Below are 24,525 nucleotides of genomic sequence, written 5' to 3'. Positions count from 1 at the left end.
CTCAGACAACGGTCACCTCGGCCAAACGATCGGGTGCACGTTCCTTCAAGAAGATGTCGTCCATGCGGCCCCAGCGGAAATCGTCAAGCAGGCGCGCCAGGCGCTGTTCCGTGCGGCCAATGTTCACGTAGTGGCGAAAGCGCGTCTTCAGATCGATGCCGGGAATACGGGGCTGGTCGGCGTCGATTTCCCAGGGGTGGAAATAGAAGATGGCGGACTCGGCATCGCGCTGGTTCACCTGCTGCAGCATCCAGCGCGACAGCGCGTAGGGCAGCAGGCGGAAATAACCTCCACCACCAGAAGGCAGGTTGCGGTTGAACAGGCGCAGCGTGGTGGGCGGCACTTCCATCAGGCCGTCGCGGATCTGGTGGGCGAAGCGCGGCGCGTCGGGCATGCCGTAGTGGTCGTGCTTGACGGGGTAGATGCTGGAACTGTAGCGGTAGCCGGCGCGCAGCAAGGTGTCGAGTGCCCAGAGGTTGTCGGTGCCGATGGAGAAGCTCGGCGCGCGGTAGCCCTGCACTGCGGTGCCCCCGATTTCTTCGAGCAAGGCCTTGGCGTGTGACACGTCGTGGAAGAACTCGGTCTCGGTGAGGTCGGACGCGCGTTGGTGGCCATAGCCGTGGCTGGCGAGTTCGTGGCCTTCGGCCACGATGCGGCGCACCATGTTCGGGTAACGCTCGGCCACCCAGCCCAGCGTGAAGAAGGTGGCCTTGGTGTGCTTGTCGTCCAGCAGCTTGAGGATGCGGTCGATGTTGTGCTCGACGCGGCATTCACGCTTGTCCCAGTCGGCACGGTCGATGTGGGGCGCAAACGCGGAGACCTGAAAGTAGTCTTCGACGTCGATCGTCAGGGCATTGGTGATGGGAGCGCGGGTGAGCATGGGGGTCACTTGGGCAGGTCGGTGGTGGGGCCTGCGGCGCGGGGCTTGCGGGCGGCGGCCACGATCTTCTTGAGCGAACTCAGGATCTCCAGGCTGATGCGTTCCTGGCGCAGCACGCTGCGCTCCATGCGCAACAGGCGCGTGCTGAGCTGCTCGGCCGAGACGCGGGTGAGCTGGTCGCTCATGCCTTCCACCAGATGGGGGTCGAGTGACAGTTCCGAGAGATCCATGTCGTCGTTCAGCCAGGTGGGGGCGACGCTGGCACCGGCGTTGGGCAGGTGCGCCCAGCGCTCCTGGTCTTCAGCCACGCGAGAAGGCGCCACCGAGTTCTCCACCTGCATTTCGGCCACCACCTCGTTGAGTGCGTCCAGCGTGAGGTGCGTCATTTCGGAAAGGTAGCCCAGCAGCAGCAGCCGGTCGCACAAGGTGTTGATGCGCCGCGGAATGCCGCCCGAGTGCTGAAACAGCGCGGGGAAGATGGCGGGCTCGAACGTCGGCTTGTCGGTGGCGCCCGCGCACTTGAGGCGGTGCTCCACATAGGCGCGGGTGTCTTCTTCGTCGAGCGGGCCCAGGTGGCAACGCGCGGTGATGCGCTGGCGCAGCTGCAGCATGCTCGGGCCTTGCAGGATCTCGCGGAACTCGGGCTGGCCCACCAGAAAGGTCTGCAGCAAGGCCTGGTCACCAAACTGGAAATTGGAGAGCATGCGCAGCTCTTCCACCGCCAGCGGCTGCAGGTTCTGCGCTTCATCCACGATCAGCAGGCAGCGTTTGCCCTGCGTGGTCTGGGTGATGAAGAAGGCTTCGAGCGCCATCAGCATGTCGGCCTTGCCGGTGCCGCGCACCGGCACGCCGAACGCGGCGCACACCAGCTTGAGCGCGTCTTCAGCGCCGAGCTGGGTGCTCACCAGGTGCGCAGCCACCACCGAACCGTTTTCCAAGCTGTCGAGCAGGTCGCGAACGATGGTGGTCTTGCCGGCCCCCACCTCACCGGTGATGACAATGAAGCCCTCGCCGCGCATGACGCCGTAGACGAGGTAGGAGCGCGCCCGCCGGTGCGGCTTGCTGCTGTAATAAAAGCGGGGGTCTGGGTTGAGCTGGAAAGGCTTGCTGCTCAGCCCGTAGAAGGCTTCGTACATGGATCAGAACCGGTGGGTGATGAAACCCGAGATGGCGGTGTCGTTGTAGGAACCGGTGGAGCCGTTGTAATTGCCGCGCTGCAGCTGGACGCTGGCAGAGGTGCGGCGACTCAGGCGGGTGCCCAGGCCGACAGAGGCCGTGGTGGATCGGAGTTTGAGGCCGGAACTGCCGAAGCTCTTCTGGTTGGTCAAGCCGGCGTTGAGCGATGTCCGCGGGGTCAGGCGGTGCGCGTAGTTCAGGCTCCAGCCCTGTTGTTCGATGTCGGTGTTGAAGTCGAAGTCGTCACCGTTGCTGACAATCGTGTCCAGGCGGCTGGAGTCGCTGCGAAAGACCGAGAGCGTCCAGACGCTGCGAATGCCCGACAGCGCGACCGAGAGGCGCTGCACCCGGTCGAGCGTGGCCGATGAACTCAGGAAATTCTGAACAGCGACCGCGTCGGCTGGCAGGTTATAGAAACGCAACAGCTCGTTGACAAACCTCGCTCGAAGAATGGGGTCTGGAATCAGCTGCTGGTATTGCTGGTCGAAGAACTCATAGTTCGTACCGAGCGTCGCAGAGCCGTCTTGCAATGGGTTGTTGACCACGCCCTTGGTATCGGTGTAGCTCCACAAGGTCTGACCCGTGCGGTGCTGCAGCGCGATGTTGTGGCCATTGCCGAAGTAGCGGTCTTCAACGCCCACAAACACGCGCGTGTTCGGCGAGGGACGCCACTCCACGTTGATGCCGGCCGTGTTGTACGACTCTTTCTGCAGCGTGATGATGTCGTTGGACTCGACACCGGCGAGCAGCGTCACCTGCAGCTGCGGTGAGACGGCAACGATCAAACCGCCCTGTGCGCTGCTTGACTCCGTGTCGCGGCCGCGGCTGTAGTCGGTGGCGCCCGACGAGGCATTGAACGACCACCCCAGGGTCTGGCCTACGGGGCGGCTGCCCAGCCGAACCGAGACGGACTGGTCGGTGATGTCGGACCTGGCGGCGGTATCCGTGTCGGCGGTCTGCAGGCTGTAGCGCAGTTCGTAGTCGGTGTCGCCGGCGAAGCTGCCGCGCAGGTAGGGCGAAAAACGGAAGCTGGCGGTTTCGGACTGGTTGGTGTCGGACCGGCCGTTGACCGACCGCGGGCCAAAGGCGGAGATGGCCTGGTTGGACACCACACCCGACAAGTCGATGAAAGCCCGGTTGTCCCAGGCGTTGACCTTGGCGTTGGCGTTGAGCGCGTTGCGGAACTGGTTGCCCGAGGTGCCCTGCGCGTAGAACAAGGCGCTCAGCGAATAGTCAATGAAGCCTTGCACGCGAGGTGTGTTGAACACCGCGCGGATGCCGGGAGTCACTTCGGTGGTCTGCTCGCTTCGCCCGTTGGTGGACAGGTTGCCGTTGGTGGACAAGGTCTGCCCCACCGTGACCCGGCGTTCGATCCAGATGGAGGGCTTGGGGCCGGGCGCATCCACGGCGTTGACGCTGTCCTGCGCATGCGCCACCGTGCCCAGGGCAGCGGCGGCCAGGGCACCCAGTGCGAACACGGCAGAACGCTGAGCGAGGGCGGAAGGCACGGTCATGCTGCGGGTCTTCACGGCGTGCGTCCTGCTGCTGCGATTCATGTTGCCGCGGCCACCGGCACGTTGGCGTCGGCGGCCTGGCTGGCGGTTTGACCATAGCCGTAGCCATATCCGTAACCGTATCCATAAGCGTCCTGATCTCCACCACGTGCCTGGTTGAGCAACATCAGTTTGACCGGGCAGGCTTCGATGGTGGTCATGGCGTGCTTCACTTGCGATTGCAGGGTCTTTTCCGCCTGCACCACCATGATGATCTGGCCCATGTGGGTCGCGAGAACCCGCGCCTCGGTGGTCAGCAGCAATGGAGGTGAATCAAAAATGATGATGCGATCAGGGTAGCGTTGGCCCATCTCTTCGATCAGCGAAGTCATGGCGTCGCTGGCCAGCAGTTCGGTAGCGCGCGGGTGCGGCGTGCCGCTGAGCAGCACGCTGAGTTTGTCCACGTTGGTGCGCAGCAAGACGTCCGACATCTGGGTCTTCCTGTCGATCAGCAAATCGAGCAGCCCGGGTCCGGCGGCCAGCCCCAACGCCTGGCGCAAGGAAGGCCGGGCCACGTCGGCGTCCACGAGCAACACGCGGTAGTCCAGTTCCATGGCAATGCTCATGGCCAGGTTGATGGCGGTGAAACTCTTGCCTTCACCAGGCATGGCGCTGGTGACCATGATCAGGTTGCCGTTGGGCACGGGCGCTGCGCCCTTGCCTGTGGCGTTGGCCAGCAAAGGGCGTTTGATCACGCGGAACTGGTCGGCAATCGGGGAACGGGGTGCATTGGGCGTCACGAAACCGGCCACGCGCAGCGTCTCCAGGTCCATCTGAACCGCTTTGGACTGGATGCTGTCGGGCGCGTGGGCTTCGGAGGGCACCGCGCGAGCCTGCACGGCGGCGTTGGAAGGCACGGCGGCCGCTTTGGCGGGCACATCAACCGGGGCAGGAGCATCGGCCGGAATGTCGGCACCCGCCTGGCGCAACTGCTCGAGCCGCTGGGCGGCCTTTTCAATGAGACTGGACATGATGGGCAATCACCTTCAAAGACCGGCGCGGTAGGACATCACCGCGATACCGATCACAAACACGACCACCAGGGCCAACACGGAAGCGGCAAAACGCATCAGGCTGCGGCGTTCCCGCTGGCGCAAGGCGTCGTGCTTGACCAGGGTGACCACGCCCAGCAAGGGCATGTCGGTGGCCGAGCGCAGCGAATTCGCATCAAAGAACACCGGGCGGACCTGGCTCATCAGGAAGGTGAAGCCCAGGCCGGCGGCCAGCGCGGCCAACAAGGCCAGCGGCATCAGCAGAATACGGTTGGGAGCCACCGGCTTGGGCTCGGCACGGGGTGGATCGATCACGCGGAAGTCGGCCAGGCTGGAGGCGCTTTCCAGCTCACCACTCATGGTGATGGACTCGCGCCGCGCCACCAGGTCTTCGTAGTTCTTGCGGTTGATTTCGTAGTCGCGGTTCAGCTGTGCCTGTTCGGCTTCGATCTGCGGAGCGGCCCGCATCAGTTCGCGTGCACGGGTGGCGCGCGACTCGAATTCGGCCACGCGGGCGCGCAGCGAAGCCACCTGCACCTCGGCCGCCGAGTTGATGCGCGAGAGCTCGAACAAGGCGGGGTTGGATTCCATGGACGGCTGGCCGGGATTGGCCGCCGCTGCGCGCTGCAGCTCGGCCACTTCCTTGCGCTTCTGCTCTTCCAGCTCCTTGATCAGGCGGCGCGTGTTGACCACGTCGGGGTGCTGCTCGGTGAATCGCTGCAGCAAGCTGTCGAGGTTGCGTTTGAGCGGGTCGATCCGGGCGTCGAGCTCGGGCGTTGCAAACGAGGGGCCGCCACCGGCGGCTGGCGTGGCGCGCTGCGCGGCGCGCGCCTGGTCGAGCTGGCGCCGTGCGGCTTCGCGGGCGCTTTCGGCTTCGCGCAATTCCAGTTTGGCCTGGTTCAGGGTGTTGACGATCTCCGTCATGCGCCCGGCCATGTCCATGCCACCCTGGGTCTGAAGATCGAGGTTGCGCAGGCGGAAGTCCTTGAGTCGTGTTTCGGCTTCCGTCAGCCGGGCCTCATAGTTCTTGATCTGGTCTTCAATGAAGCGGCGGGCCGCGTCCGAGTCGGTCTTGGAGTCGCCCAGGCTGGACTCCACAAAGATCGTCATGAGCGACTGCACGACACGCAGCGCCTTGTCGGGACTTTCGCCGCGGTAGGACAGGGTGTAGAGGTTGTCGCGGCCGGTGGAGCGGATGGCCAGCGACTGCGTCACCTGGGTGATGAGCTCTTCCTGTTGCTCCTTGGTCTTGGCGCCCAGGTCCAGATCGGCCATGCGAATGAGTTTTTCCACCGTCGGCCGGCTGATCAGGGTGCGGCTGAGCATGGTGACCTGCTGCTCGATGTTGGGCTGAACAGCCAGACCGGACATCAGGGGCCGCAGGATGGACTGCGTGTCCACATAGACACGAGCCGATGCCTCATAGCGGTCGGGCATCATGAAAATCACAGTGGCCGTGGCAGCGGCCACCAGCCATGCGACCAGCACGCCGAGGCGGCGGTACTTCCACATCCCCCGCAAGAAGGTCGTTATTTGATCAATGAGGTCTTGCATGCAAGCAACTGTGGGTGACAGCAAAAAGAAAAAGAAACCACCGTGCGCAGGGCGGCGGTGGTCAGCTCAAGAGGCGCGGGATCAGAACCAGCCCTGAGGAATGATCAGGATGTCGCCAGGCAGCATCTCAACGTTGGCAGAGATGTCGCCGCGCTTGACCAGGTCTTGCAGACGCACGCCATAGCGCTTGTTGTTCTCGCTGGCGCGAATGATGGTGGCCTTGTTGCCATCGGCAAACTCGGTGAGGCCGCCCACGGCAATCATCACGTCCATCACGGTCATCTTCTGCTTGTACGGCAGGAACTGCGGCTTGGCGGCTTCACCCACCACACGGATCTGTTCGCTGTAAGGGCCCACGAAATTGGTGACGATGACGGTGACGACCGGGTCGCGCACGAACTTGCCGAGGGCCTTTTCCACATCACGGGCGATTTCGGTGGGCGTCTTGCCCTGGGCAACCAGCTCGTCCACCAGCGGGGTGGAGACCTTGCCGTCGGGGCGCACCGGCACGGTGGAGGACAGCTCGGGATTGCGCCAGACGTTGATGTTCAGGGTGTCACCAGGTCCGACCTTGTATTCGTAGGTGGCGCTGGCTGCCGTGGTCGGCGCTGGAGGGCTGGCGTTCTGGGTGGCACAACCCACCGCACCCAACACCAGGGCCACCAAAGCGGTACCGCGAGCCAGGGTGCGGATGAGTTCTGAAGTATGTTTTTGCATGGTCCTGGTCCTCAAAAGCACGGTCAAATGTTAATAAAAGTTAACGGTCTTTTTGAATATACCGCACACCCCCAGGGCATGACTACCCGCAATGTGTGACGAAGTGCCCAAAGTGAGGAGGGTCGCACACTACAGCAAATTTACTTGTCCTTATGCGCGCTGCCGCACCAACGCACACCGTTGCCGCATGCTGGCAAGGACCCGCCGATTAAAATCCCGGGTTGCCCCGCCCTCCAACCTTCAGGAAACTCAGCATGTCCCTCTTCACCGCCGTCGAAATGGCGCCGCGCGACCCGATTCTGGGTCTGAACGAACAGTTTGCCGCCGACGTCAACCCCAACAAAGTGAACCTGGGCGTGGGTGTGTATTTCGACGACAACGGCAAGCTGCCGCTGCTGCAGTGCGTGCAAAGCGCTGAAAAAACCATGATGGACAAGCCCACTGCGCGTGGCTACCTCCCCATCGACGGCATCGCCGCCTACGACGCCGCGGTCAAAGGTCTGGTGTTCGGCGTGGATTCGGAGCCCGTGAAGTCCGGCCGGGTGGCCACCGTGCAGGCCATCGGCGGCACAGGCGGCCTGAAGATCGGCGCCGATTTTTTGAAACGCCTGAACCCGGATGCCACCGTGTTGATCAGCGATCCGAGCTGGGAAAACCACCGAGCCCTCTTCACCAACGCAGGCTTCACCGTGGGCACCTACGCCTACTACGACGCTGAAAAGCGCGGCGTGAATTTCGACGCCATGCTGGCCAGCCTGAACGCGGCCGCGCCCGGCACCATCGTTGTGCTGCACGCCTGCTGCCACAACCCCACCGGCTACGACATCACTCCCGAGCAGTGGGACCAGGTGATTGCGGTCGTGAAAGCTCGCAACCTCACCCCGTTCCTCGACATGGCCTACCAGGGCTTCGGCCACGGCATTGCCGAAGACGGCGCCGTGATCGCCAAGTTCGTCGCCGCCGGCCTGGTGTTTTTCGTCTCGACTTCGTTCTCCAAGAGCTTCAGCCTCTACGGCGAGCGCGTGGGCGCCTTGTCGGTGCTGTGCGAGAGTGCCGAAGAAGCGTCGCGCGTGCTGTCCCAGCTCAAGATCGCCATCCGCACCAACTACTCCAACCCACCCATCCACGGCGGCGCCGTGGTGGCGGCCGTGCTCAACAACCCCGAGCTGCGCGCGCTGTGGGAAAAAGAACTGGGCGAGATGCGCGTGCGTATCAAGGCCATGCGCCAGAAGCTGGTGGACGGGCTCAAGGCCGCCGGCGTGAAGCAGGACATGGGCTTCATCACCAGCCAGATCGGCATGTTCAGCTATTCCGGCCTGAACAAAGACCAGATGGTGCGCCTTCGCAGCGAGTTCGGCGTTTACGGCACCGACACCGGCCGCATGTGCGTGGCAGCGCTCAACAGCAAGAACATCGACTACGTTTGCCAGTCGATCGCCAAGGTGGTCTGAACAACGTGGCTCCTGCCAGCAAGGGCCGCCTTCGGGCGGCCCTTTTCCATGGGATCAGCTCCACACGACAGAGCGCATGGAGATCGAAGCGCCCTGGAAACCCTCGTTGAAAAAGCGCGGCACATCATCCGCCTGCACGGCGCCCGCCGCATAGAGCAGCGGCAGGTAGTGCTCCCAGGTGGGATGCGCCATCTGAGCGACAACGCCCAGTTGCTGGAAATCACACAACGACGGCAGGCGCTTTTGCGAGATGTGTTCCGCCGTGACGCGATCGAACTCGATGGCCCAGTCGTAGGCCTGGTTGTCGGGGGCGTCGCGGCGCATGGTGCGCAGGTTGTGCACCGTGTTGCCGCTGCCGACGATCAGCACGCTGCGTTCGCGCAAACCTGCAAGCTGCTGGCCGATGGCGAAGTGTTCGGCGGCGGGCCGGCTGTAGTCCATGCTGAGCTGGATCACCGGAATGTCCGCGGCCGGGAACATGGGCTTGAGAATGGACCACGCGCCGTGGTCCAGGCCCCAGTCGGCCTCATTCAGCGCCAGAGGCTCGTTGGAGCCTGGTTGCAGCACAGACTGGCTGATGAAACGCGCTGCCTGGGGCGAGCCCGGCGCAGGGTACTGCTGGTCAAACAGTGCCTGGGGGAAACCTCCGAAGTCGTGGATGGTGCGCGGCTTGTCCATGGCGGTGAGCTGCCAGCCCGGCGTGAGCCAATGGGCCGAAATGCACAGGATCAACCGCGGAGGCTGTGGGCGCGCCAGCAACTCGCTGCCCAGCGCCTGCCAACTCTGGCGCCAGCGGTTGTCCTCGATGGCGTTCATGGGGCTGCCATGGCCCACGAACAGCACGGGCATGCGCTCGGTGGCGGGCAGTTCGCTCCAGGGGGATGCGGCAGGTGAAGATATGTCGGACATGGGGTGACGCGGGTCTGCGCCGTCTGGCCGGCGGTGAGAATCGGTGGTCCGGATTCTTTCACGAAGGTGACAGATGCCCCTGTAAATTAGGTGTTATCACGCTAACGCTCTTGAGAGCATGCTGATATATTGCACTGCAACATAACGAAGCCGGACACCCATGCTCTACCAGATTTACGAAACCCAGCGCTCCATGATGGAGCCGTTTTCAGACCTGGCCGAAGTGGCCGCCAAACTGTTCACCAACCCTTCCCTGCCCCTGGCCCAGTTGCCGATGGCGCAGCGCATTTCGGCCGGCTACGACCTCATGCACCGCCTGGGCAAGGACTACGAGAAGCCGGTCTTCGGCATCCACACGGTGGACATTGACGGCATCGATGTGGCCATCCACGAACGCATCGAAATCGACAAGCCGTTCTGCGAACTGCGACGGTTCAAGCGTTTCTCCGACGACACCAGCACCCTGGCCAAGCTCAAGGGCGAGCCGGTGGTGCTGATCGTGGCGCCCCTCTCCGGCCACTACGCCACGCTGCTGCGCGACACGGTGCGCACCATGCTCAAGGACCACAAGGTCTACATCACCGACTGGAAAAACGCCCGCCTGGTGCCGCTGTCCGAAGGTGAGTTCCACCTCGACGACTACGTGAACTACGTCCAGGAGTTCATCCGCCACCTGCAAAAGGGCTATGGCAACTGCCACGTGATCAGCGTGTGCCAGCCCACCGTGCCGGTGCTGGCTGCGGTGTCGCTCATGGCCAGCCGGGGCGAGACCACGCCTCTGTCCATGACCATGATGGGCGGCCCGATCGACGCCCGCAAATCGCCCACCGCGGTGAACAACCTCGCCACCCAGCGCGCGCACAGCTGGTTCGAGAACAACGTGATCTACCGCGTGCCCGACAACTTCCCCGGCGCCGGTCGCCGCGTGTACCCCGGTTTCCTGCAGCACACCGGCTTTGTGGCCATGAACCCGGACCGCCACGCGACCAGCCACTACGACTACTTCAAAGACCTGATCAAGGGCGACAACGAGAGCGCCGAGAGTCACCGCAAGTTTTACGACGAGTACAACGCCGTGCTCGACATGGACGCGGACTACTACCTGGAAACCATCGACACGGTGTTCCAGGACTTCAAGCTGGTCAACGGCACCTGGGATGTGAAGAACCCGCAGGGCAAGCTGGAGCGGGTGCGTCCGCAGGACATTCAGCACACCGCCCTGCTGACGGTGGAAGGTGAGCTCGACGACATTTCGGGTTCGGGCCAGACCGCCGCAGCGCACGACCTGTGCACCGGCATTCCCAAGACGCACCGCATGCACTACGAAGCCGCCGGCGCGGGCCACTACGGCATCTTCAGCGGCCGCCGCTGGCGCGAGTTCGTGCATCCGGTGGTGAAGACCTTCCTGAAGGTGCACCAGCCGACGGTGGCGCCGGCCGCTTCGGCGACCACGGTCGCCGCCCCGAAAACGGTGAAGACCCTGGCCAAGGCAGCCGTCAAGCGCGCAGCCAAACCCGCCGCGAAGGCCGCACCCGCCAAGGTCGCCAAGGTCGCCAAGGCCACCAGACCCGCAGCCAAGGCACCCGCCGCGCGCAAGCCGCGCACCACGACCGCCTGAGACACCGGGTTCCAGGAGCCCGGCGCGCATCCAGGGCGCCGGTATATTGGCCGTCATGAACGACCTTGCCCGGCGCATTGACGCCGCCCTGCCGCAAACCCAGTGCACGCGCTGCGGCTACCCCGACTGCGCGAGTTATGCGCTGGCCATCGCCGAGGGCCGTGCCGACATCAACCAATGCCCGCCCGGTGGCAGCGAGGGCATCGAACGACTGGCCGCCATCACCGGCCGGCCGGCCACGCCGCTGAATCCGCACAACGGCATTGAAGGCCCGGTGACGGTGGCTGTGATCGACGAGGCCTGGTGCATCGGCTGCACGCTGTGCATCAAGGTCTGCCCCACCGACGCAATCCTGGGCAGCAACAAGCGCATGCACACGGTGATCGAGCCGGTCTGCACCGGTTGCGAGCTGTGTTTGCCGGTGTGCCCGGTGGACTGCATTTCACTGGAGATCGTCAGTGGGGAGCGGACGGGCTGGCAGGCCTGGACCGCCGAGCAGGCGCGTCAGGGCAAGGAACGCTACGAGGCCCGGCAGGCGCGGCTGACGCGTGAGAAGCGCGAGCACGACGACCGGCTGGAAGCCAAGGCGCAGGACAAGCTGTCCGACCTGGCCGCACATTCGCAAATCACCGACGAGACCCTGCTGGACAAGAAACGCGCCGTGATCGAAGCCGCGCTCGCCCGGGCCAGGGCCAAACGAACCAGCGCCTGAGCCTGCGATCGAGATCAGGCCGCCTGGCGCGCAGCGGCGGTCTTGTAGACGCCGCAACCCACGTACAGATCGTCGATCTTCACCACGTAGGACATCTTGGCCTGGATGCTGCCGTTGGCCGGGTTGCCGATGTTGTATTCCACCCAGCCCGGGCCGGACTCGGCCTGCGACACGATGGCGTCGAGCAAGGCCTCGCCGTCGATGCCGGGGATGTCCTGCACGCGGCTGCCGACCTTCTCGGGCTTGCCGCCGAACGAGCGGTAAACCCCCGCTTGGTCGAGTGCGAACACGTACATGTCGCGATCAAAGAAGTTGTTGGCCGGCGTGGTGATCTCACGCACGAAGGCGTCGCGCCCGCGCTGCTGGCGCATGGCCTGTGCCTTGTCCACCAGTTGCATGGCCTCTTCGGCCGTGCCCTGCTGCAACATGAAGGACGAGACAGCTTTGGACAGGTGGGCCGCGCGCTGCTCCAGCTGGTCGGCCTGCGCCACGGCGCGTTCGACCATCTGCGCATTGCGCTGGGTGATTTCGTCGAGCTGCGACACGGCCGACGAGATCTCGCTCAGGCCCGTGCTCTGCTCGGCACTCGAGGCCGAGATCAGCGACATGTTGGCCGCCACGCCGCGCACGCCGTTGGCGATCTGCTGGATGCTGCTGCCGGCGGTGCGGATCTGCTTCACGCTGGCCTCCACCTGCTGGCCCGAGGCCACGATGAGCTGGCGGATCTCTTTGGCCGACGCGGCCGAGCGCTGCGCGAGCGAACGCACTTCGGCAGCCACCACCGCAAAGCCCCTGCCCTGCTCACCCGCGCGTGCGGCTTCCACCGCTGCGTTGAGCGCGAGGATGTTGGTCTGGAACGCCAGGCTGTCGATCACGCCGATGATGTCGTTCATCTGCTGCGCACTTTTCTGGATGCCTTCCACCGACTCGACCGCGCGTCCCATCGACTGTGCACCCGACTCCGCCACGTCGCGCACCTGCGCGGCCTGCTGGTCGGAGTCGCCGGCGGTCTTGGCGTTTTGCTGCACCGTGCTGGAGAGCTCGTGCACGCTGGCGGCGGTCTGTTCCAGGTTGGCGGCTTGTTGTTCGGTGCGGTCGGCCAGATCACGGTTGCCGGTGGCCAGGCTCTTGCCGGCGTGGGCCACCAAGGCGGAATTGCTGCGGACCTCGGCCACCATGGACGAGAGGTTGCCGACCATGCGGTCGAGCAGGCGGGTGAGGTCGGCCAGTTCGTCGCCGCCGCGCACCTTCAACACGGTGCGCAGGTTGCCCGACGCGGTCTGCTCCATGCTGGCGAGCACCAGCCGGAAGTCGCTCATGAAACTCACATAGAAACTGAGCATGAGGTAGGCCAGCACGGCGACGCCACCGAGCTCAATGCCCAGCACCCAGGTGCTGGCCGAAGGCGGCCCGGCGACCAGCCAGATGAACATCTGGGGCAGAAGGGATGACGCCGCCAACAACAACAGCTTGCCTCGCAGGCGCAGGCGCCGCATCAGCCAGACGCCGGGGGACAAGGGGTTGAAGCCGGACATGCGCGAGTATCTCCTCTGTGGGTATGTACTTGTATCGACCGGAACCGAGTGGGCTTGAGATCCCACCGGCGCTCAGTGGGACCGGGAAATCCCTGACTGGCGGGCTTCGAAGTGCCGAAACAGCTGCACCGCCATCTCGCGCAGGGCATCGTCGGCCATGTTGTGGGCGTGGGTGAGCTGCTCCAGGCCGTAGCGCCGGTCGTGCTGCATCAGGGCGCGGCTCACACACATGCCCTGGCTCGACATGCGCAGGCAGAACGCCTCCAGCAGGTCGTGGGGCCAGAGCTGCGAAGCGTCGGGCGTTCGGCGACCGACCGGAGGGCTTGCGGTGGCGGGCGTGTGCTGTGTGGGGACCGTGCTCATGGCGAGCTCCTGGAAGGTGTGTGTCCAGACGCGCAGACATGTGGCCCCCGAACACCTCAAGCGTAGGCCGGGCGCCCTTGGGGCATTCCTCCGAACAACCGGTCAAAACCCGCTTTGCTCCCGGTTTCTGCGTCGGCTCGCGGCACAATTCCGCCATGAACACCCATGCTCCCCGCCTGATCAAGCTCACCGCGCAGCCCACCGGCACACCCGACACCGACCACCCCAAACCCGATCGTCTGGTGCACGGCAATCCGTTGCGCGAAACCTGGAACCGGGTCGATGCCGCCTTGCCTGCCGGGCGGGTGTATTGCGGCGTGTGGCGCTGCGAGCCAGGCCGCTGGCGCATCGCCATGGGCGAGACCGAGCGGGAGCTGTTCACCGTGCTGCTGGGGCGCTGCCGCGTGCACGACGCGCTGGGCGGGTTTGAGGAGGTGGGGCCCGGCGAAGGTCTTTACATTCCACCGGGCTTTGCCGGCGAGTTCGAGGTGCTGGAAGCACTCACCAAGACCTACATGATCGCGGAGTGACGTCTCCGCACGGACTCAATCGGGCTGGGCGTCGAGCCGGGCAAACGCGCTGACCACCTCGGGCGGCGCCTGCACCAGTTCGATCAGCACACCTTCGCCGGCGATCGGAAATTCGTCGTTGGACTTGGGGTGCAAAAAAGTGATGTCGAAGCCTGCGGCGCCCTGGCGGATGCCGCCCGGCGCAAACCGCACACCCTGGGCTGTCAACCAATCCACCGCGGTGGGCAGGTCGTCGATCCACAGGCCGACATGGTTGAGTGGCGTGGTGTGCACGGCGGGCTTCTTGTCGGGGTCCAGCGGTTGCATCAGGTCGACCTCGACCTTGAACGGCCCGGTGCCGATCGCGCAGATGTCTTCATCCACGTTCTCGCGCTCGCTGCGAAAGCTGCCCGTGACTTCCAGGCCGAGCATGTCGACCCAGAGTTTCTGCAGGCGTTGTTTGTCGGGGCCGCCGATGGCGATTTGCTGGATGCCCAGCACCTTGAAGGGTCGGACGGAGTTGGCCGAAGTGCTCATGCGTCAGTGAAAACCGTTGTGGGTGTGTGAGGGGTGGCTGGCCTGCTCCAGCGTCCACACGGTGGCCGGAGGCAGGTTGGCCCAGATGGTGGTGGCCCGGCGCCAGCGCCAGCCCACCGGGATGTCCTTGAACGGCCGCAGATGCGGGGAGGCATAGGTGTACTGGATGAGCCGCGAGCCGGGGCGGGACTCGATCAAGGCCACCATGGCGTCCACACAGGCGTGGGCTTCGTCGCGTGTCATGGACAGCAGCGGCAGGGAGGACACCACCGTGACCGGGCTTCGCGCCGCGATGTCCAGCGCATCCAGCCGGGTGGCGCATTGGTTGAGGACTTCCAGGTTGGGGAAATGTCTGCTGAGCAACCGGGCGAAGCCCGCGTCGCGCTCGATCACCATGAAGCGCTCTGCCCGGTCCAGCGCGGGCAGCAAGGCGCGGGTGATGGCACCCGTGCCCGCGCCGACCTCGATCAGGGTGCCGGGCGCAGAACGCATCACCTCGTTCAGGATGGCTTGTGCCAAGGCCTTTGACGCCGGCGCGATGGCCCCGACCCGCCTTGGATGGCGCAGGTAACCCAGTGCGAAAGCCAGACCTTGGTGCATGCGAAACCCTTCAGAGTCGTGATGAACGACAGGGTAGCGCAATTCGAAGCCGGTGGGCCGTGGGGCGGCCGCGGGGTTCACGCTCACTCGAACTCGACGATGGGCTGGTCCACCACCAGGGATTCCCCCTTGGCCGCCAGCACCTTGCCCACCACGCCATCGGCCGCGGCGAACAACACGTTCTCCATCTTCATGGCCTCGATCACGGCCACGCGCTCGCCCGCCTGCACCTTCTGGCCCGGCTGAACCGCCACGTCAACCAGCAGGCCCGGCATCGGCGACAACACGTATTTGCTCATATCGGCCGGCGCCTTGAACGGCATGAGTGCGTGCAATTCGGCCATGCGCGGCGACACCACCATGGTCTCGATGCGCGTGCCGTTGTGCTGCACCACCAAGGCCAGCGGATTTTGCGGCGTGCCACGCTCGATCTGCGCCGTGAACGGCTGGCCATTGCACTCGCCGGTGATGCAGATGTCGTTCAGCCGCGAAGGGCTGCTGATGGCGTAGCGCTTGCCGGCCACGGTGACCACGGCGGAGCCGAGCTGGCCCACCACCTCGTCCACATGCACCGGCTTGTAGCGGTGCTCGCCCGTGGATCCCAGCACGATCACGCGAAAGTCGTGACCGACCTTGACACCATAGCCGGGCAACTGGCCCGACAGACCCGCTGCGCGTTCTCGCGACTTGCGACGCACGAAAGCCGCCAGCGCCACCAGAAAGTCGGCATCGTCGTGCGGCACGTCTTCGGCACGGAAACCGTGGCCGTAGTGCTCGGCGATGAAGCCGGTGTTGAAGTCGCCCGCCACAAACTTCGGGTGCGCCAGCAGCGCCGCCTGGAACGGAATGTTGCTGCTGATACCCCGGATCACGAATCCGTTGAGCGCTTCGCGCATCTTCGCTATCGCTTCCTCCCGGTCCTTGCCGTGCACGATCAGCTTGGCGATCATGGAGTCGTAGAACATCGGGATCTCGCCGCCGTCCTGCACGCCGGTGTCCACGCGCACGCCCAGCAGATCGGCCGTGTTCGCCTGCCACATGCTCTGGGCCGGTGGCGCAAACCGCACCAGGCGACCGGTGCTGGGCAGGAAGTTGCGGAACGGGTCTTCCGCGTTGATGCGGCATTCGATCGCCCAACCTTCGCGCTTCACGTCGGCCTGGGCCAGTGGCAGCTTCTCGCCAGCCGCCACGCGGATCATCAACTCCACCAGATCGAGACCGGTGATGCACTCGGTGACCGGGTGCTCCACCTGCAGGCGCGTGTTCATCTCCAGGAAGTAAAAGTCCTGGTCCTTGCCAACCACGAACTCCACCGTGCCCGCGCTCTGGTAGTTCACCGCCTTGGCCAGAGCCACGGCCTGCTCGCCCATGGCCTTGCGCGTGGCATCGCTGATGAAAGGCGACGGCGCCTCCTCGATCACCTTCTGGTGGCGGCGCTGGATCGAGCATTCGCGCTCGTTCAGGTAGATCACGTTGCCGTGCGCATCGCCCAGCACCTGGATCTCGATGTGGCGCGGCTCCTGCACGAACTTCTCGATGAAGATGCGGTCGTCGCCGAAGCTGTTGCGCGCCTCGTTCTGGCAAGCTGTGAAGCCCTCGAAGGCTTCCTTGTCGTTGAAGGCCACACGCAAGCCCTTGCCGCCGCCGCCGGCACTGGCCTTGATCATCACCGGGTAGCCGATGTCCTTGGCAATTTCCACCGCGCGCTCTGCGCTTTCAATGGCGTCGTTCCAGCCCGGGATGGTGTTGACCTTGGCCGCATTCGCCAGCTTCTTGGACGCGATCTTGTCGCCCATGGCCGCGATGCTGAAGTGCTTGGGGCCGATGAAGGCCATGCCCTCCTCTTCCACGCGCTTGGCAAAGGCTTCGTTCTCCGACAGGAAGCCGTAGCCCGGGTGGATGGCCTGGGCGCCGGTCTGCTTCGCGGCTTCGATGATCTTGTCGGCCACCAGGTAGCTCTCGCGCGAAGGCGCCGGGCCCAGCAGCACGGCCTCGTCGGCCAGTTGCACGTGGCGCGCTTCCTTGTCGGCCTCGGAATACACCGCCACGGTAGCGATGCCCATCTTCTTGGCGGTGGCGATCACGCGGCAGGCGATTTCACCGCGGTTGGCAATCAGGATCTTGGTAAACATCATTCGTCCAATCTGTTCAATACCGATTCGTTTCCGGAGCAACATTCCAGAGTGCCGCGGAACCGGCTTTGCCGGGCCGCTGGCGCTGCCCCCTTGAGGGGGTGACGCGCGCAGCGCGGCGCGGGGGTGCTTACAAAGGTATGTTCCCGTGCTTGCGCCACGGGTTTTCCAGCTTCTTGTCCTTGAGCATCACCAGTGAACGGCAGATGCGCTTGCGCGTCTCGTGCGGCAAGATCACGTCGTCGATGAAGCCGCGCGCGCCGGCCACGAAGGGGTTGGCAAAGCGGGCCTTGTACTCGGCTTCGCGCAGGGCCAGCTTGGCCGGGTCCTTCTTCTCCTCGCGGAAGATGATCTCCACCGCGCCCTTGGCGCCCATCACCGCGATCTCGGCGTTGGGCCAGGCGAAGTTCACGTCGCCGCGCAGGTGCTTGGAGCTCATCACGTCGTAGGCACCGCCATAGGCCTTGCGCGTGATCACGGTGATCTTGGGCACGGTGCACTCGGCGTACGCATAGAGCAGCTTGGCACCGTGCTTGATGATGCCGCCATACTCCTGCGAGGTACCGGGCATGAAGCCGGGCACGTCCACAAACGTGATCACGGGGATGTTGAAGGCGTCGCAGAAGCGCACGAAGCGCGCGGCCTTGATCGAGCTCTTGATGTCCAGGCACCCGGCCAGCACCAGCGGCTGGTTGGCGACGATGCCCACCGTCTGGCCGTCCATGCGCGCGAAGCCGATCAGGATGTTCTTGGCGTACTCGGGCTGCAGCTCGAAGAAGTCGCCATCGTCCACCGTCTTGACGATCAGCTCCTTCATGTCGTAGGGCTTGTTCGGGTTCTCCGGCACCAGCGTGTCCAGGCTGAGCTCCATGCGGTCTATCGGGTCGCCGCTGGGTCGCACCGGCGCCTTCTCCCGGTTGCTCAGCGGCAGGTAGTTGTAGAGCCTGCGCAGCATCAGCAGCGCCTCCACGTCGTTCTCGAACGCGAGGTCGGCCACGCCGCTCTTGGTCGTGTGCGTGATGGCGCCACCGAGCTCCTCGGCCGTCACTTCCTCGTGCGTCACGGTCTTCACCACCTCGGGCCCGGTCACGAACATGTAGCTCGAATCCTTGACCATGAAGATGAAGTCGGTCATGGCGGGCGAATACACCGCGCCGCCGGCCGACGGCCCCATGATCATGCTGATCTGCGGCACCACGCCGCTGGCCATCACGTTGCGCTGGAACACGTCGGCATAGCCACCGAGCGAGGCCACGCCTTCCTGGATGCGGGCGCCGCCCGAATCGTTGAGGCCGATCACCGGTGCGCCGACCTTCATGGCCTGGTCCATCACCTTGCAGATCTTTTCCGCGTGTGCTTCGCTCAATGCGCCGCCGAACACGGTGAAGTCCTGGCTGAACACAAACACCAGGCGGCCATTGATCATCCCGTAGCCGGTGACCACGCCGTCGCCGGGGATCTTGTTGTCCTGCATGCCGAAGTCGGTGCAGCGGTGTTCGACGAACATGTCCCACTCTTCAAAGGTGCCTTCGTCCAGCAACACCTCCAGCCGCTCGCGCGCGCTCAGCTTGCCCTTGGCGTGCTGCGCGGCAATGCGCTTCTCACCACCGCCGAGTCGGGCCGCGGCGCGTTTTTCTTCCAGTTGTTGAAGGATGTCCTGCATGGTGTTGTTCTCCAGGGAAAGCGTGAGATTCAGTCGAAGAGGTCGAGCAGCTGGCGCGCTGCGGTGCTGGCGGGCAGGCTGCCGGCCAGCACGCGTTGGGTGGTGTCGTCCAGGGCAGCACGCACCTGGGGGTGCGCTCGAAAACGTTGTTTGAGGCCGGCGTCGATGCGCTCCCACATCCAGGCACGGGCCTGCTGTTGACGGCGCAGCTTCAGCTGACCGTTGGCGCTCTGCAGGCTGCGAAAGCGCGAGACCTCCGCCCAGAAGGCGTCAACACCACGACCCAGCAAGGCGCTGAGCTGGATCACCTGTGGATGCCACACAGCGTCGTTGTGATGGGCGTGTTCCGGGTGGCCTTGAAGACCCAGCAGTCGCAGCGACGAGGTGATCTGCGCCCTTGCGCGGGTTGCAGCGTCGGGATCGATGTCGGCCTTGTTGATGACCACCAGATCGGCCAGCTCCATCACGCCCTTCTTGATCGCCTGCAGATCGTCGCCCGCGTTGGGCAGCTGCATCAGCACGAACATGTCGGTCATGCCGCTCACCGCGGTCTCGCTCTGGCCCACGCCCACGGTCTCGACGATCACCACGTCGTAGCCCGCCGCCTCGCAGACCAGCATGGCCTCGCGCGTCTTCTCGGCCACGCCGCCCAGCGTGCCGCTGCTCGGGCTGGGGCGGATGTAGGCCTGCTCGTGCACCGAGAGCTTTTCCATGCGCGTCTTGTCGCCCAGGATCGAGCCGCCCGACACCGTGCTGGACGGATCGACGGTCAGCACCGCCACGCGGTGGCCCTTGTCGATGAGGTACAGGCCCAGCACCTCGATGAAGGTGCTCTTGCCCACGCCCGGCACGCCGCTGATGCCCAGGCGGAACGCCTGGCCGGTGTGGGGCAGCAAGGCGGTGAGCAGTTCGTCCCCCTGCGCGCGGTGGTCGGCGCGGGTGGATTCGAGCAGGGTGATGGCTTTGGCCATGGCACGGCGCTGCCCGGCGGGCTCGCCATGCACGACACCGTCCAGCAACACCGAGGGGATCACCCGAGCGCCTTCTTGATCTGCTCCAGAACGTCCTTCGCACTCGCCGGAATCGGCGTACCCGGACCATAGATCCCTTTGACGCCGGCCTCGTAGAGCATCTCGTAGTCCTGGCGCGGGATCACGCCGCCCACGAACACGATGATGTCGTCGGCGCCCTGCTTCTTGAGCTCGGCAATGATGGCCGGCACCAGCGTCTTGTGGCCGGCGGCCAGCGTCGAGACTCCGACCGCGTGCACGTCGTTTTCAATGGCCTGGCGCGCGCACTCCTCGGGGGTCTGGAACAGCGGTCCCATGTCCACGTCGAAGCCAAGGTCGGCAAACGCCGTGGCCACCACCTTGGCACCGCGGTCGTGGCCGTCCTGGCCAAGCTTGCTGATCATCACGCGCGGGCGGCGGCCTTGCGCTTCGGCAAACGCGTTGATCTCGGTCTTGAGGGCGTCCCAGCCCTCGGCGGAATCGTAGGCAGCTGCGTACACACCGGTCACCTTTTGCGTATCGGCGCGGTGGCGCCCGAAAACCTTCTCCAGCGCGTCGCTCACCTCGCCCACAGTGGCGCGCAGGCGCGTGGCCTGGATCGACAGGTCGAGCAGGTTGCCCTCGCCGCTGTCGGCGGCGGCGGTCAGCGCGTCCAGCGCGGCCTGCACTTTGGCGCTGTCGCGCGTGGCCTTGATCTTCTGCAGCCGTGCGATCTGACCGTCGCGCACCGCCACGTTGTCGATGTCGCGCGATTCGATCGCGTCTTCGGTCTTGAGCTTGTACTTGTTGACGCCGACGATCACGTCCTTGCCCGAGTCGATGCGCGCCTGCTTTTCAGCCGCGGCGGCCTCGATCTTCAGCTTGGCCCAGCCGCTGTCCACGGCCTTGGTCATGCCGCCCATGGCCTGCACCTCTTCGATGATGGCCCAGGCCTTGTCGGCCATTTCCTGCGTGAGGCTCTCCATCATGTAGCTGCCCGCCCAGGGGTCGACCACGTTGGTGATGTGCGTTTCTTCCTGGATGATCAGCTGCGTGTTGCGCGCAATGCGGGCGCTGAACTCGGTGGGCAGTGCGATAGCTTCATCGAACGAATTCGTGTGCAGCGACTGCGTGCCACCGAACACCGCCGCCATGGCCTCCACCGTGGTGCGCACCACGTTGTTGTAGGGGTCCTGCTCGGTCAAACTCCAGCCCGAGGTCTGGCAATGGGTGCGCAGCATCAGGCTCTTGGGGTTCTTCGCATTGAAGCCTTTCATGATGCGTGTCCACAGCAGGCGGGCTGCACGCATCTTGGCGATCTCCAGGTAGAAGTTCATGCCGATCGCCCAGAAGAAACTGAGGCGCCCGGCGAAGCCGTCCACGTCCATGCCCTTGGCGATCGCGGTCTTCACATACTCCTGGCCATCGGCCAGCGTGAAGGCCAGCTCCAGCGCCTGGTTGGCGCCGGCTTCCTGCATGTGGTACCCGCTGATGCTGATCGAGTTGAACTTGGGCATGTGGCCGGCCGTGTACTCGATGATGTCGCCGATGATCTTCATGCTCGGCTCGGGCGGGTAGATGTAGGTGTTGCGGACCATGAACTCCTTGAGGATGTCGTTCTGGATCGTTCCACTCAGCTGGTCCTGCGCCACGCCCTGCTCTTCGGCCGCCACCACGTAGCCGGCCAGCACCGGCAGCACCGCGCCGTTCATGGTCATGGAGACCGACACCTTGTCCAGCGGGATCTGGTCGAACAAGACCTTCATGTCCTCCACGCTGTCGATCGCCACGCCGGCCTTGCCCACGTCGCCGGTCACGCGCGGGTGGTCGCTGTCGTAGCCGCGGTGGGTGGCGAGGTCGAACGCGACCGACACGCCCTGCCCGCCGGCGGCCAGCGCCTTGCGGTAGAAGGCGTTGCTTTCTTCGGCGGTGGAGAACCCGGCGTACTGACGGATCGTCCACGGTCGCACGGCGTACATGGTGGCCTGCGGGCCGCGGATGAAGGGCTCGAATCCGGGCAGCGTGTTGGTGTGCGGCAGGCCCGCCGTGTCTTGGGCGGTGTACAGCGGTTTGACGCGGATGCCGTCCGGCGTGACCCAGTCGAGCGCGCCGAGGTCGCCGCCGGGTGCCGATTTCTGCGCGGCCTTGGCCCAGGCTTCGAGGGGAACAGTTGGAAATTCGGGCGTATTGGAGCTCATGGCAGGCAATGGTTGATATGACACGGGGTCGGCCGGGATTTTATATCATTCATAATTATTGATGCAGAATATTCCTTGCGACTTACAATCCTGCCCATGTACGCCCTGTCCCTCGCACCCCGAGCCCTTTACGAAGAAGTAGCCGAACTGCTGCGCCAGCGCATCTTTCAGCGCGAGCTGGAGCCCGGCAGCTGGATCGACGAACTCAAGCTCGCCGAGGAGTACGGGATCAGCCGCACGCCCCTGCGCGAGGCGCTCAAGGTGCTGGCCGCCGAAGGCCTGGTAACGATGAAGGTGCGGCGAGGCGCCTACGTGACCGAAGTGTCCGAGAAAGACCTGGCCGACGTCTACCACCTGCTGGCGCTGCTCGAATCGGACGCGGCCGGTGTGGTGGCCGAACGCGCCACGGACGCCGAGCTGGCCGAGCTGCAGACCCTGCACGACGCGCTGGAGGCGGCCGTGGGCGAGCGCGACCGTTTCTTCGCGCTCAACGAACAGTTCCACATGCGCGTACTGGAACTGGCGCGCAACCGCTGGCGCGAGCAGATGGTGGCCGACCTGCGCAAGGTCATGAAGCTCAACCGCCACAACTCGCTGCTCAAGACCGGGCGCATCGAAGAGTCGTTGGCGGAGCACCGCGCCATCGTGAGCGCGCTGGCGCAGCGCAACGCCGCGCTGGCGGTGCAGCGCATGCGCGAGCACTTTCAGAGCGGCCTGGAAGCGGCGGCCTGAGTGCGCCGAATCAGGCGTTGAACACGGCGGAGTGGCCCAGCACCGCGGTGTAGCTCCTCGACTTCACCGTGCTCACAAACCACCAGTCGCCGGTGGCGGTGGTGGGCGTGAAGGTCATAAGCAGGAAGCCCCGGCGCGCCGTGTCGGCGTAGTTCAGCGTGTCGATCACACCGGTGAAGATGCTCGCGGCATTGGCAGGCGGGATGGCCGAGAGGTATTCCTCCAGCCCCGGCGAGCTCACGCCCGGTGTGGCGAACTCTTCGCCCACCTTGGTGCCGTTCAGCAAGGTCAGGTCGCTGTGCCACGCGTTGTGGGTATCGCCGGCCAGGGTCACCAGCCGTTTGCCCAGCGTGTTCGCCGTGCCCAGCAACACCTCGCGCGCCACCGGGTAGCCGTCCCACGCGTCCACGTTGTAGCCCAGCTGCGGGTTGAGGGCCGGATCGAGCAAGGACTGTTGCGTCGGCGTGCGTGAACCCGGCGGGGTGGCTTTGGCCGTGAGGTAGTCGGTGATGGCCTGCAGCCCGGCGGCTTGTGCGGCCGGGTCGGTGTTGGACGGGTCCAGCGCCTGCAGGATGGACACCGGGAACGCCATGCGCGCCATCAGCACCTGCTGGCCCAGCACCTGCCAGGTGGCGCTGGACGCTGCCATCTGCTGCTGCAGCCACGCCTGCTGCACGCCACCCAGCATCTGCCGCGACGCGGATGTGAGGCTCGCCAAAGCGGCCGCCTGCGTGGCCGGATTCACCAGACTGGGCAGCTCGACGCCCTGGTCCCGACCGAGCAATCGCGTCTCCAGCATGTGCAGCGAGAGCAGGTTGCCAAAGTCGAAGCTGCGGTAGATCTTGCGCAGATCGGTCATGTCGGGCGTGCGCACCGGCATCCACTCGTGCCAGACCTTCAGCGCGGCGGCCACGCGGTCGGTGAATGCGCCCTCCGCGCCTTCGGTGTGGTTCTCCGCACCCGTCACGTATGCATCGTTCGCGATCTCGTGGTCGTCCCACACCGCGATCAGCGGCAGGCTGGCGTGCATACGCTTGAGGTCGGGATCGCTGCGGTACTGGGCGTAACGGGCGCGGTAGTCGGCGAGTGTCAGGCACTCGTTGGCGGGGCTGCTCACACGGCCCAGCGCCACCGCGTCCTGCGAGGCGTAGCCGTTGGCCGGGTATTCGTAGATGTAGTCGCCGAGGTGCACGGCGTATTCGGCGCCCTGGTTCACCGCCTCGCTGTAGGCATGGAAGAAGCCTGCGGGGTAGTTGGCGCAGCTGAACACCGCCATCTTCACGCTGCCCACGCCCGAGGCCGGCAAGGTGCGGGTGCGGCCCACGGGCGAGTTGTTGCGGCCTTCGCGAAAGCGGAAGTGGTAGCTCTGCCCGGCGCTCAGGCCGGTGGCGTCCACCTTGGCGGTGAAGCCCGCGGCTGCGGTGGCCTGCACCTGGCCGCTGGACACCACCTGGGTGAAGCCGGCGTCCCGCGCCACTTCCCAGGTCAGGCTCACCGTCGACTGGCCGTTGGCCGGCGCAGCGTGCGTCCACAGCACCACCCGGTCGGCCAGCGGGTCACCACTGGCCACGCCGAAATCGAAGCGCGCGGATGGGGACGCATCGTCATCACCGCCACCACACGCCGAGAGCAGACCGCCCGCGGCCACCGCGGCAGACGCCGACGCCACACGGATGATGAAACTGCGCCGATTGGAAATCGCCAT

The 24,525-nt window shown here is 65.1% G+C and carries 21 protein-coding genes; 5 read left to right on the top strand and 16 right to left on the bottom strand.

Annotated elements, in window-relative coordinates; all coding sequences use genetic code 11:
• Position 1: 1 nt before the first annotated feature.
• The 6 genes from BSY239_RS07490 to BSY239_RS07465 form a co-directional block, all read right to left on the bottom strand.
• Positions 2-880 (bottom strand): XrtA system polysaccharide deacetylase, encoded by an 879-nt coding sequence (locus BSY239_RS07490; RefSeq protein WP_069046296.1) that lies wholly within the window; start codon positions 878-880, stop codon positions 2-4.
• Between the two features lie 5 nt (positions 881-885).
• Positions 886-2,016, bottom strand: coding sequence for an XrtA/PEP-CTERM system-associated ATPase (locus tag BSY239_RS07485; RefSeq protein WP_069046295.1), 1,131 nt, complete (start codon positions 2,014-2,016; stop codon positions 886-888).
• Positions 2,017-2,019: 3 nt separating this feature from the next.
• Positions 2,020-3,570, bottom strand: coding sequence for a TIGR03016 family PEP-CTERM system-associated outer membrane protein (locus tag BSY239_RS07480; protein ID WP_172823088.1), 1,551 nt, complete (start codon positions 3,568-3,570; stop codon positions 2,020-2,022).
• A 38-nt stretch (positions 3,571-3,608) separates the two neighbouring features.
• A complete protein-coding gene (locus BSY239_RS07475) occupies positions 3,609-4,580 on the bottom strand; it encodes an XrtA-associated tyrosine autokinase (RefSeq protein ID WP_069048852.1) in 972 nt (323 codons plus the stop codon).
• Between the two features lie 15 nt (positions 4,581-4,595).
• The gene (locus BSY239_RS07470; RefSeq protein WP_069046293.1) at positions 4,596-6,155 is read right to left on the bottom strand and encodes an XrtA system polysaccharide chain length determinant; all 1,560 of its coding nucleotides are present in this window, start codon (positions 6,153-6,155) and stop codon (positions 4,596-4,598) included.
• 81 nt (positions 6,156-6,236) lie between these two features.
• Positions 6,237-6,872, bottom strand: a complete 636-nt coding sequence (locus tag BSY239_RS07465) for an XrtA/PEP-CTERM system exopolysaccharide export protein (RefSeq protein WP_069046292.1) — start codon at positions 6,870-6,872, stop codon at positions 6,237-6,239.
• Between the two features lie 254 nt (positions 6,873-7,126).
• On the opposite strand from BSY239_RS07465, the gene BSY239_RS07460 reads away from it, so the two are divergent.
• Positions 7,127-8,323, top strand: a complete 1,197-nt coding sequence (locus BSY239_RS07460) for an amino acid aminotransferase (RefSeq protein ID WP_069046291.1) — start codon at positions 7,127-7,129, stop codon at positions 8,321-8,323.
• 54 nt (positions 8,324-8,377) lie between these two features.
• Here the strand turns inward: BSY239_RS07460 and ygiD are convergent, their stop codons facing one another.
• Complete coding sequence (ygiD, locus tag BSY239_RS07455; RefSeq protein ID WP_069046290.1) at positions 8,378-9,232, bottom strand: 4,5-DOPA dioxygenase extradiol; 855 nt, start codon at positions 9,230-9,232, stop codon at positions 8,378-8,380.
• Positions 9,233-9,392: 160 nt separating this feature from the next.
• Between ygiD and BSY239_RS07450 the strand changes: the two genes are divergently transcribed.
• Together BSY239_RS07450 and rsxB are read left to right on the top strand one after the other, a co-directional pair.
• A complete protein-coding gene (locus tag BSY239_RS07450; protein ID WP_069046289.1) occupies positions 9,393-10,850 on the top strand; it encodes a polyhydroxyalkanoate depolymerase in 1,458 nt (485 codons plus the stop codon).
• Positions 10,851-10,905: 55 nt separating this feature from the next.
• Positions 10,906-11,562: an electron transport complex subunit RsxB gene (gene rsxB / locus BSY239_RS07445; protein WP_069046288.1), complete on the top strand. Its 657-nt coding sequence runs from the start codon at positions 10,906-10,908 to the stop codon at positions 11,560-11,562.
• Positions 11,563-11,576: 14 nt separating this feature from the next.
• On the opposite strand, the gene BSY239_RS07440 is transcribed toward rsxB, so the two are convergent.
• Entirely contained in the window at positions 11,577-13,097 is a 1,521-nt protein-coding gene (locus BSY239_RS07440; protein ID WP_069046287.1) for a methyl-accepting chemotaxis protein, read from the bottom strand.
• 72 nt (positions 13,098-13,169) lie between these two features.
• The gene (locus BSY239_RS07435) at positions 13,170-13,460 is read right to left on the bottom strand and encodes a hypothetical protein (RefSeq protein ID WP_069046286.1); all 291 of its coding nucleotides are present in this window, start codon (positions 13,458-13,460) and stop codon (positions 13,170-13,172) included.
• A gap of 155 nt (positions 13,461-13,615) precedes the next feature.
• On the opposite strand from BSY239_RS07435, the gene BSY239_RS07430 reads away from it, so the two are divergent.
• Positions 13,616-13,990, top strand: coding sequence for a cupin domain-containing protein (locus BSY239_RS07430; protein WP_069046285.1), 375 nt, complete (start codon positions 13,616-13,618; stop codon positions 13,988-13,990).
• A 15-nt stretch (positions 13,991-14,005) separates the two neighbouring features.
• Here the strand turns inward: BSY239_RS07430 and BSY239_RS07425 are convergent, their stop codons facing one another.
• From BSY239_RS07425 to scpA, 6 genes are all read right to left on the bottom strand, one after another.
• On the bottom strand, positions 14,006-14,506 hold the full coding sequence (locus BSY239_RS07425; protein WP_069046284.1) for a VOC family protein: 501 nt from the start codon (positions 14,504-14,506) through the stop codon (positions 14,006-14,008).
• A gap of 3 nt (positions 14,507-14,509) precedes the next feature.
• Positions 14,510-15,106, bottom strand: coding sequence for a class I SAM-dependent methyltransferase (locus BSY239_RS07420; RefSeq protein WP_069046283.1), 597 nt, complete (start codon positions 15,104-15,106; stop codon positions 14,510-14,512).
• An 83-nt stretch (positions 15,107-15,189) separates the two neighbouring features.
• Positions 15,190-17,238, bottom strand: coding sequence for an acetyl-CoA carboxylase biotin carboxylase subunit (locus BSY239_RS07415; RefSeq protein ID WP_069048851.1), 2,049 nt, complete (start codon positions 17,236-17,238; stop codon positions 15,190-15,192).
• A 130-nt stretch (positions 17,239-17,368) separates the two neighbouring features.
• Positions 17,369-18,901 (bottom strand): acyl-CoA carboxylase subunit beta, encoded by a 1,533-nt coding sequence (locus tag BSY239_RS07410; RefSeq protein ID WP_069046282.1) that lies wholly within the window; start codon positions 18,899-18,901, stop codon positions 17,369-17,371.
• 29 nt (positions 18,902-18,930) lie between these two features.
• A complete protein-coding gene (gene meaB / locus BSY239_RS07405; RefSeq protein WP_069046281.1) occupies positions 18,931-19,935 on the bottom strand; it encodes a methylmalonyl Co-A mutase-associated GTPase MeaB in 1,005 nt (334 codons plus the stop codon).
• A complete protein-coding gene (scpA, locus tag BSY239_RS07400) occupies positions 19,932-22,088 on the bottom strand; it encodes a methylmalonyl-CoA mutase (protein WP_069046280.1) in 2,157 nt (718 codons plus the stop codon). Before scpA ends, meaB begins: the two co-directional genes overlap by 4 nt.
• 96 nt (positions 22,089-22,184) lie before the next feature.
• Here scpA and BSY239_RS07395 point away from each other — a divergent pair, with 96 nt between their 5' ends.
• Complete coding sequence (locus BSY239_RS07395; protein WP_069046279.1) at positions 22,185-22,820, top strand: GntR family transcriptional regulator; 636 nt, start codon at positions 22,185-22,187, stop codon at positions 22,818-22,820.
• A gap of 10 nt (positions 22,821-22,830) precedes the next feature.
• On the opposite strand, the gene BSY239_RS07390 is transcribed toward BSY239_RS07395, so the two are convergent.
• Entirely contained in the window at positions 22,831-24,525 is a 1,695-nt protein-coding gene (locus BSY239_RS07390; RefSeq protein ID WP_069046278.1) for an alkaline phosphatase D family protein, read from the bottom strand.

Source organism: Hydrogenophaga sp. RAC07 (assembly GCF_001713375.1).
Taxonomy (GTDB): Bacteria; Pseudomonadota; Gammaproteobacteria; order Burkholderiales; family Burkholderiaceae_C; genus Hydrogenophaga.
Note: the sequence above shows the minus strand (reverse complement) of the source record. Positions and strands in the feature narration are given on the sequence as shown.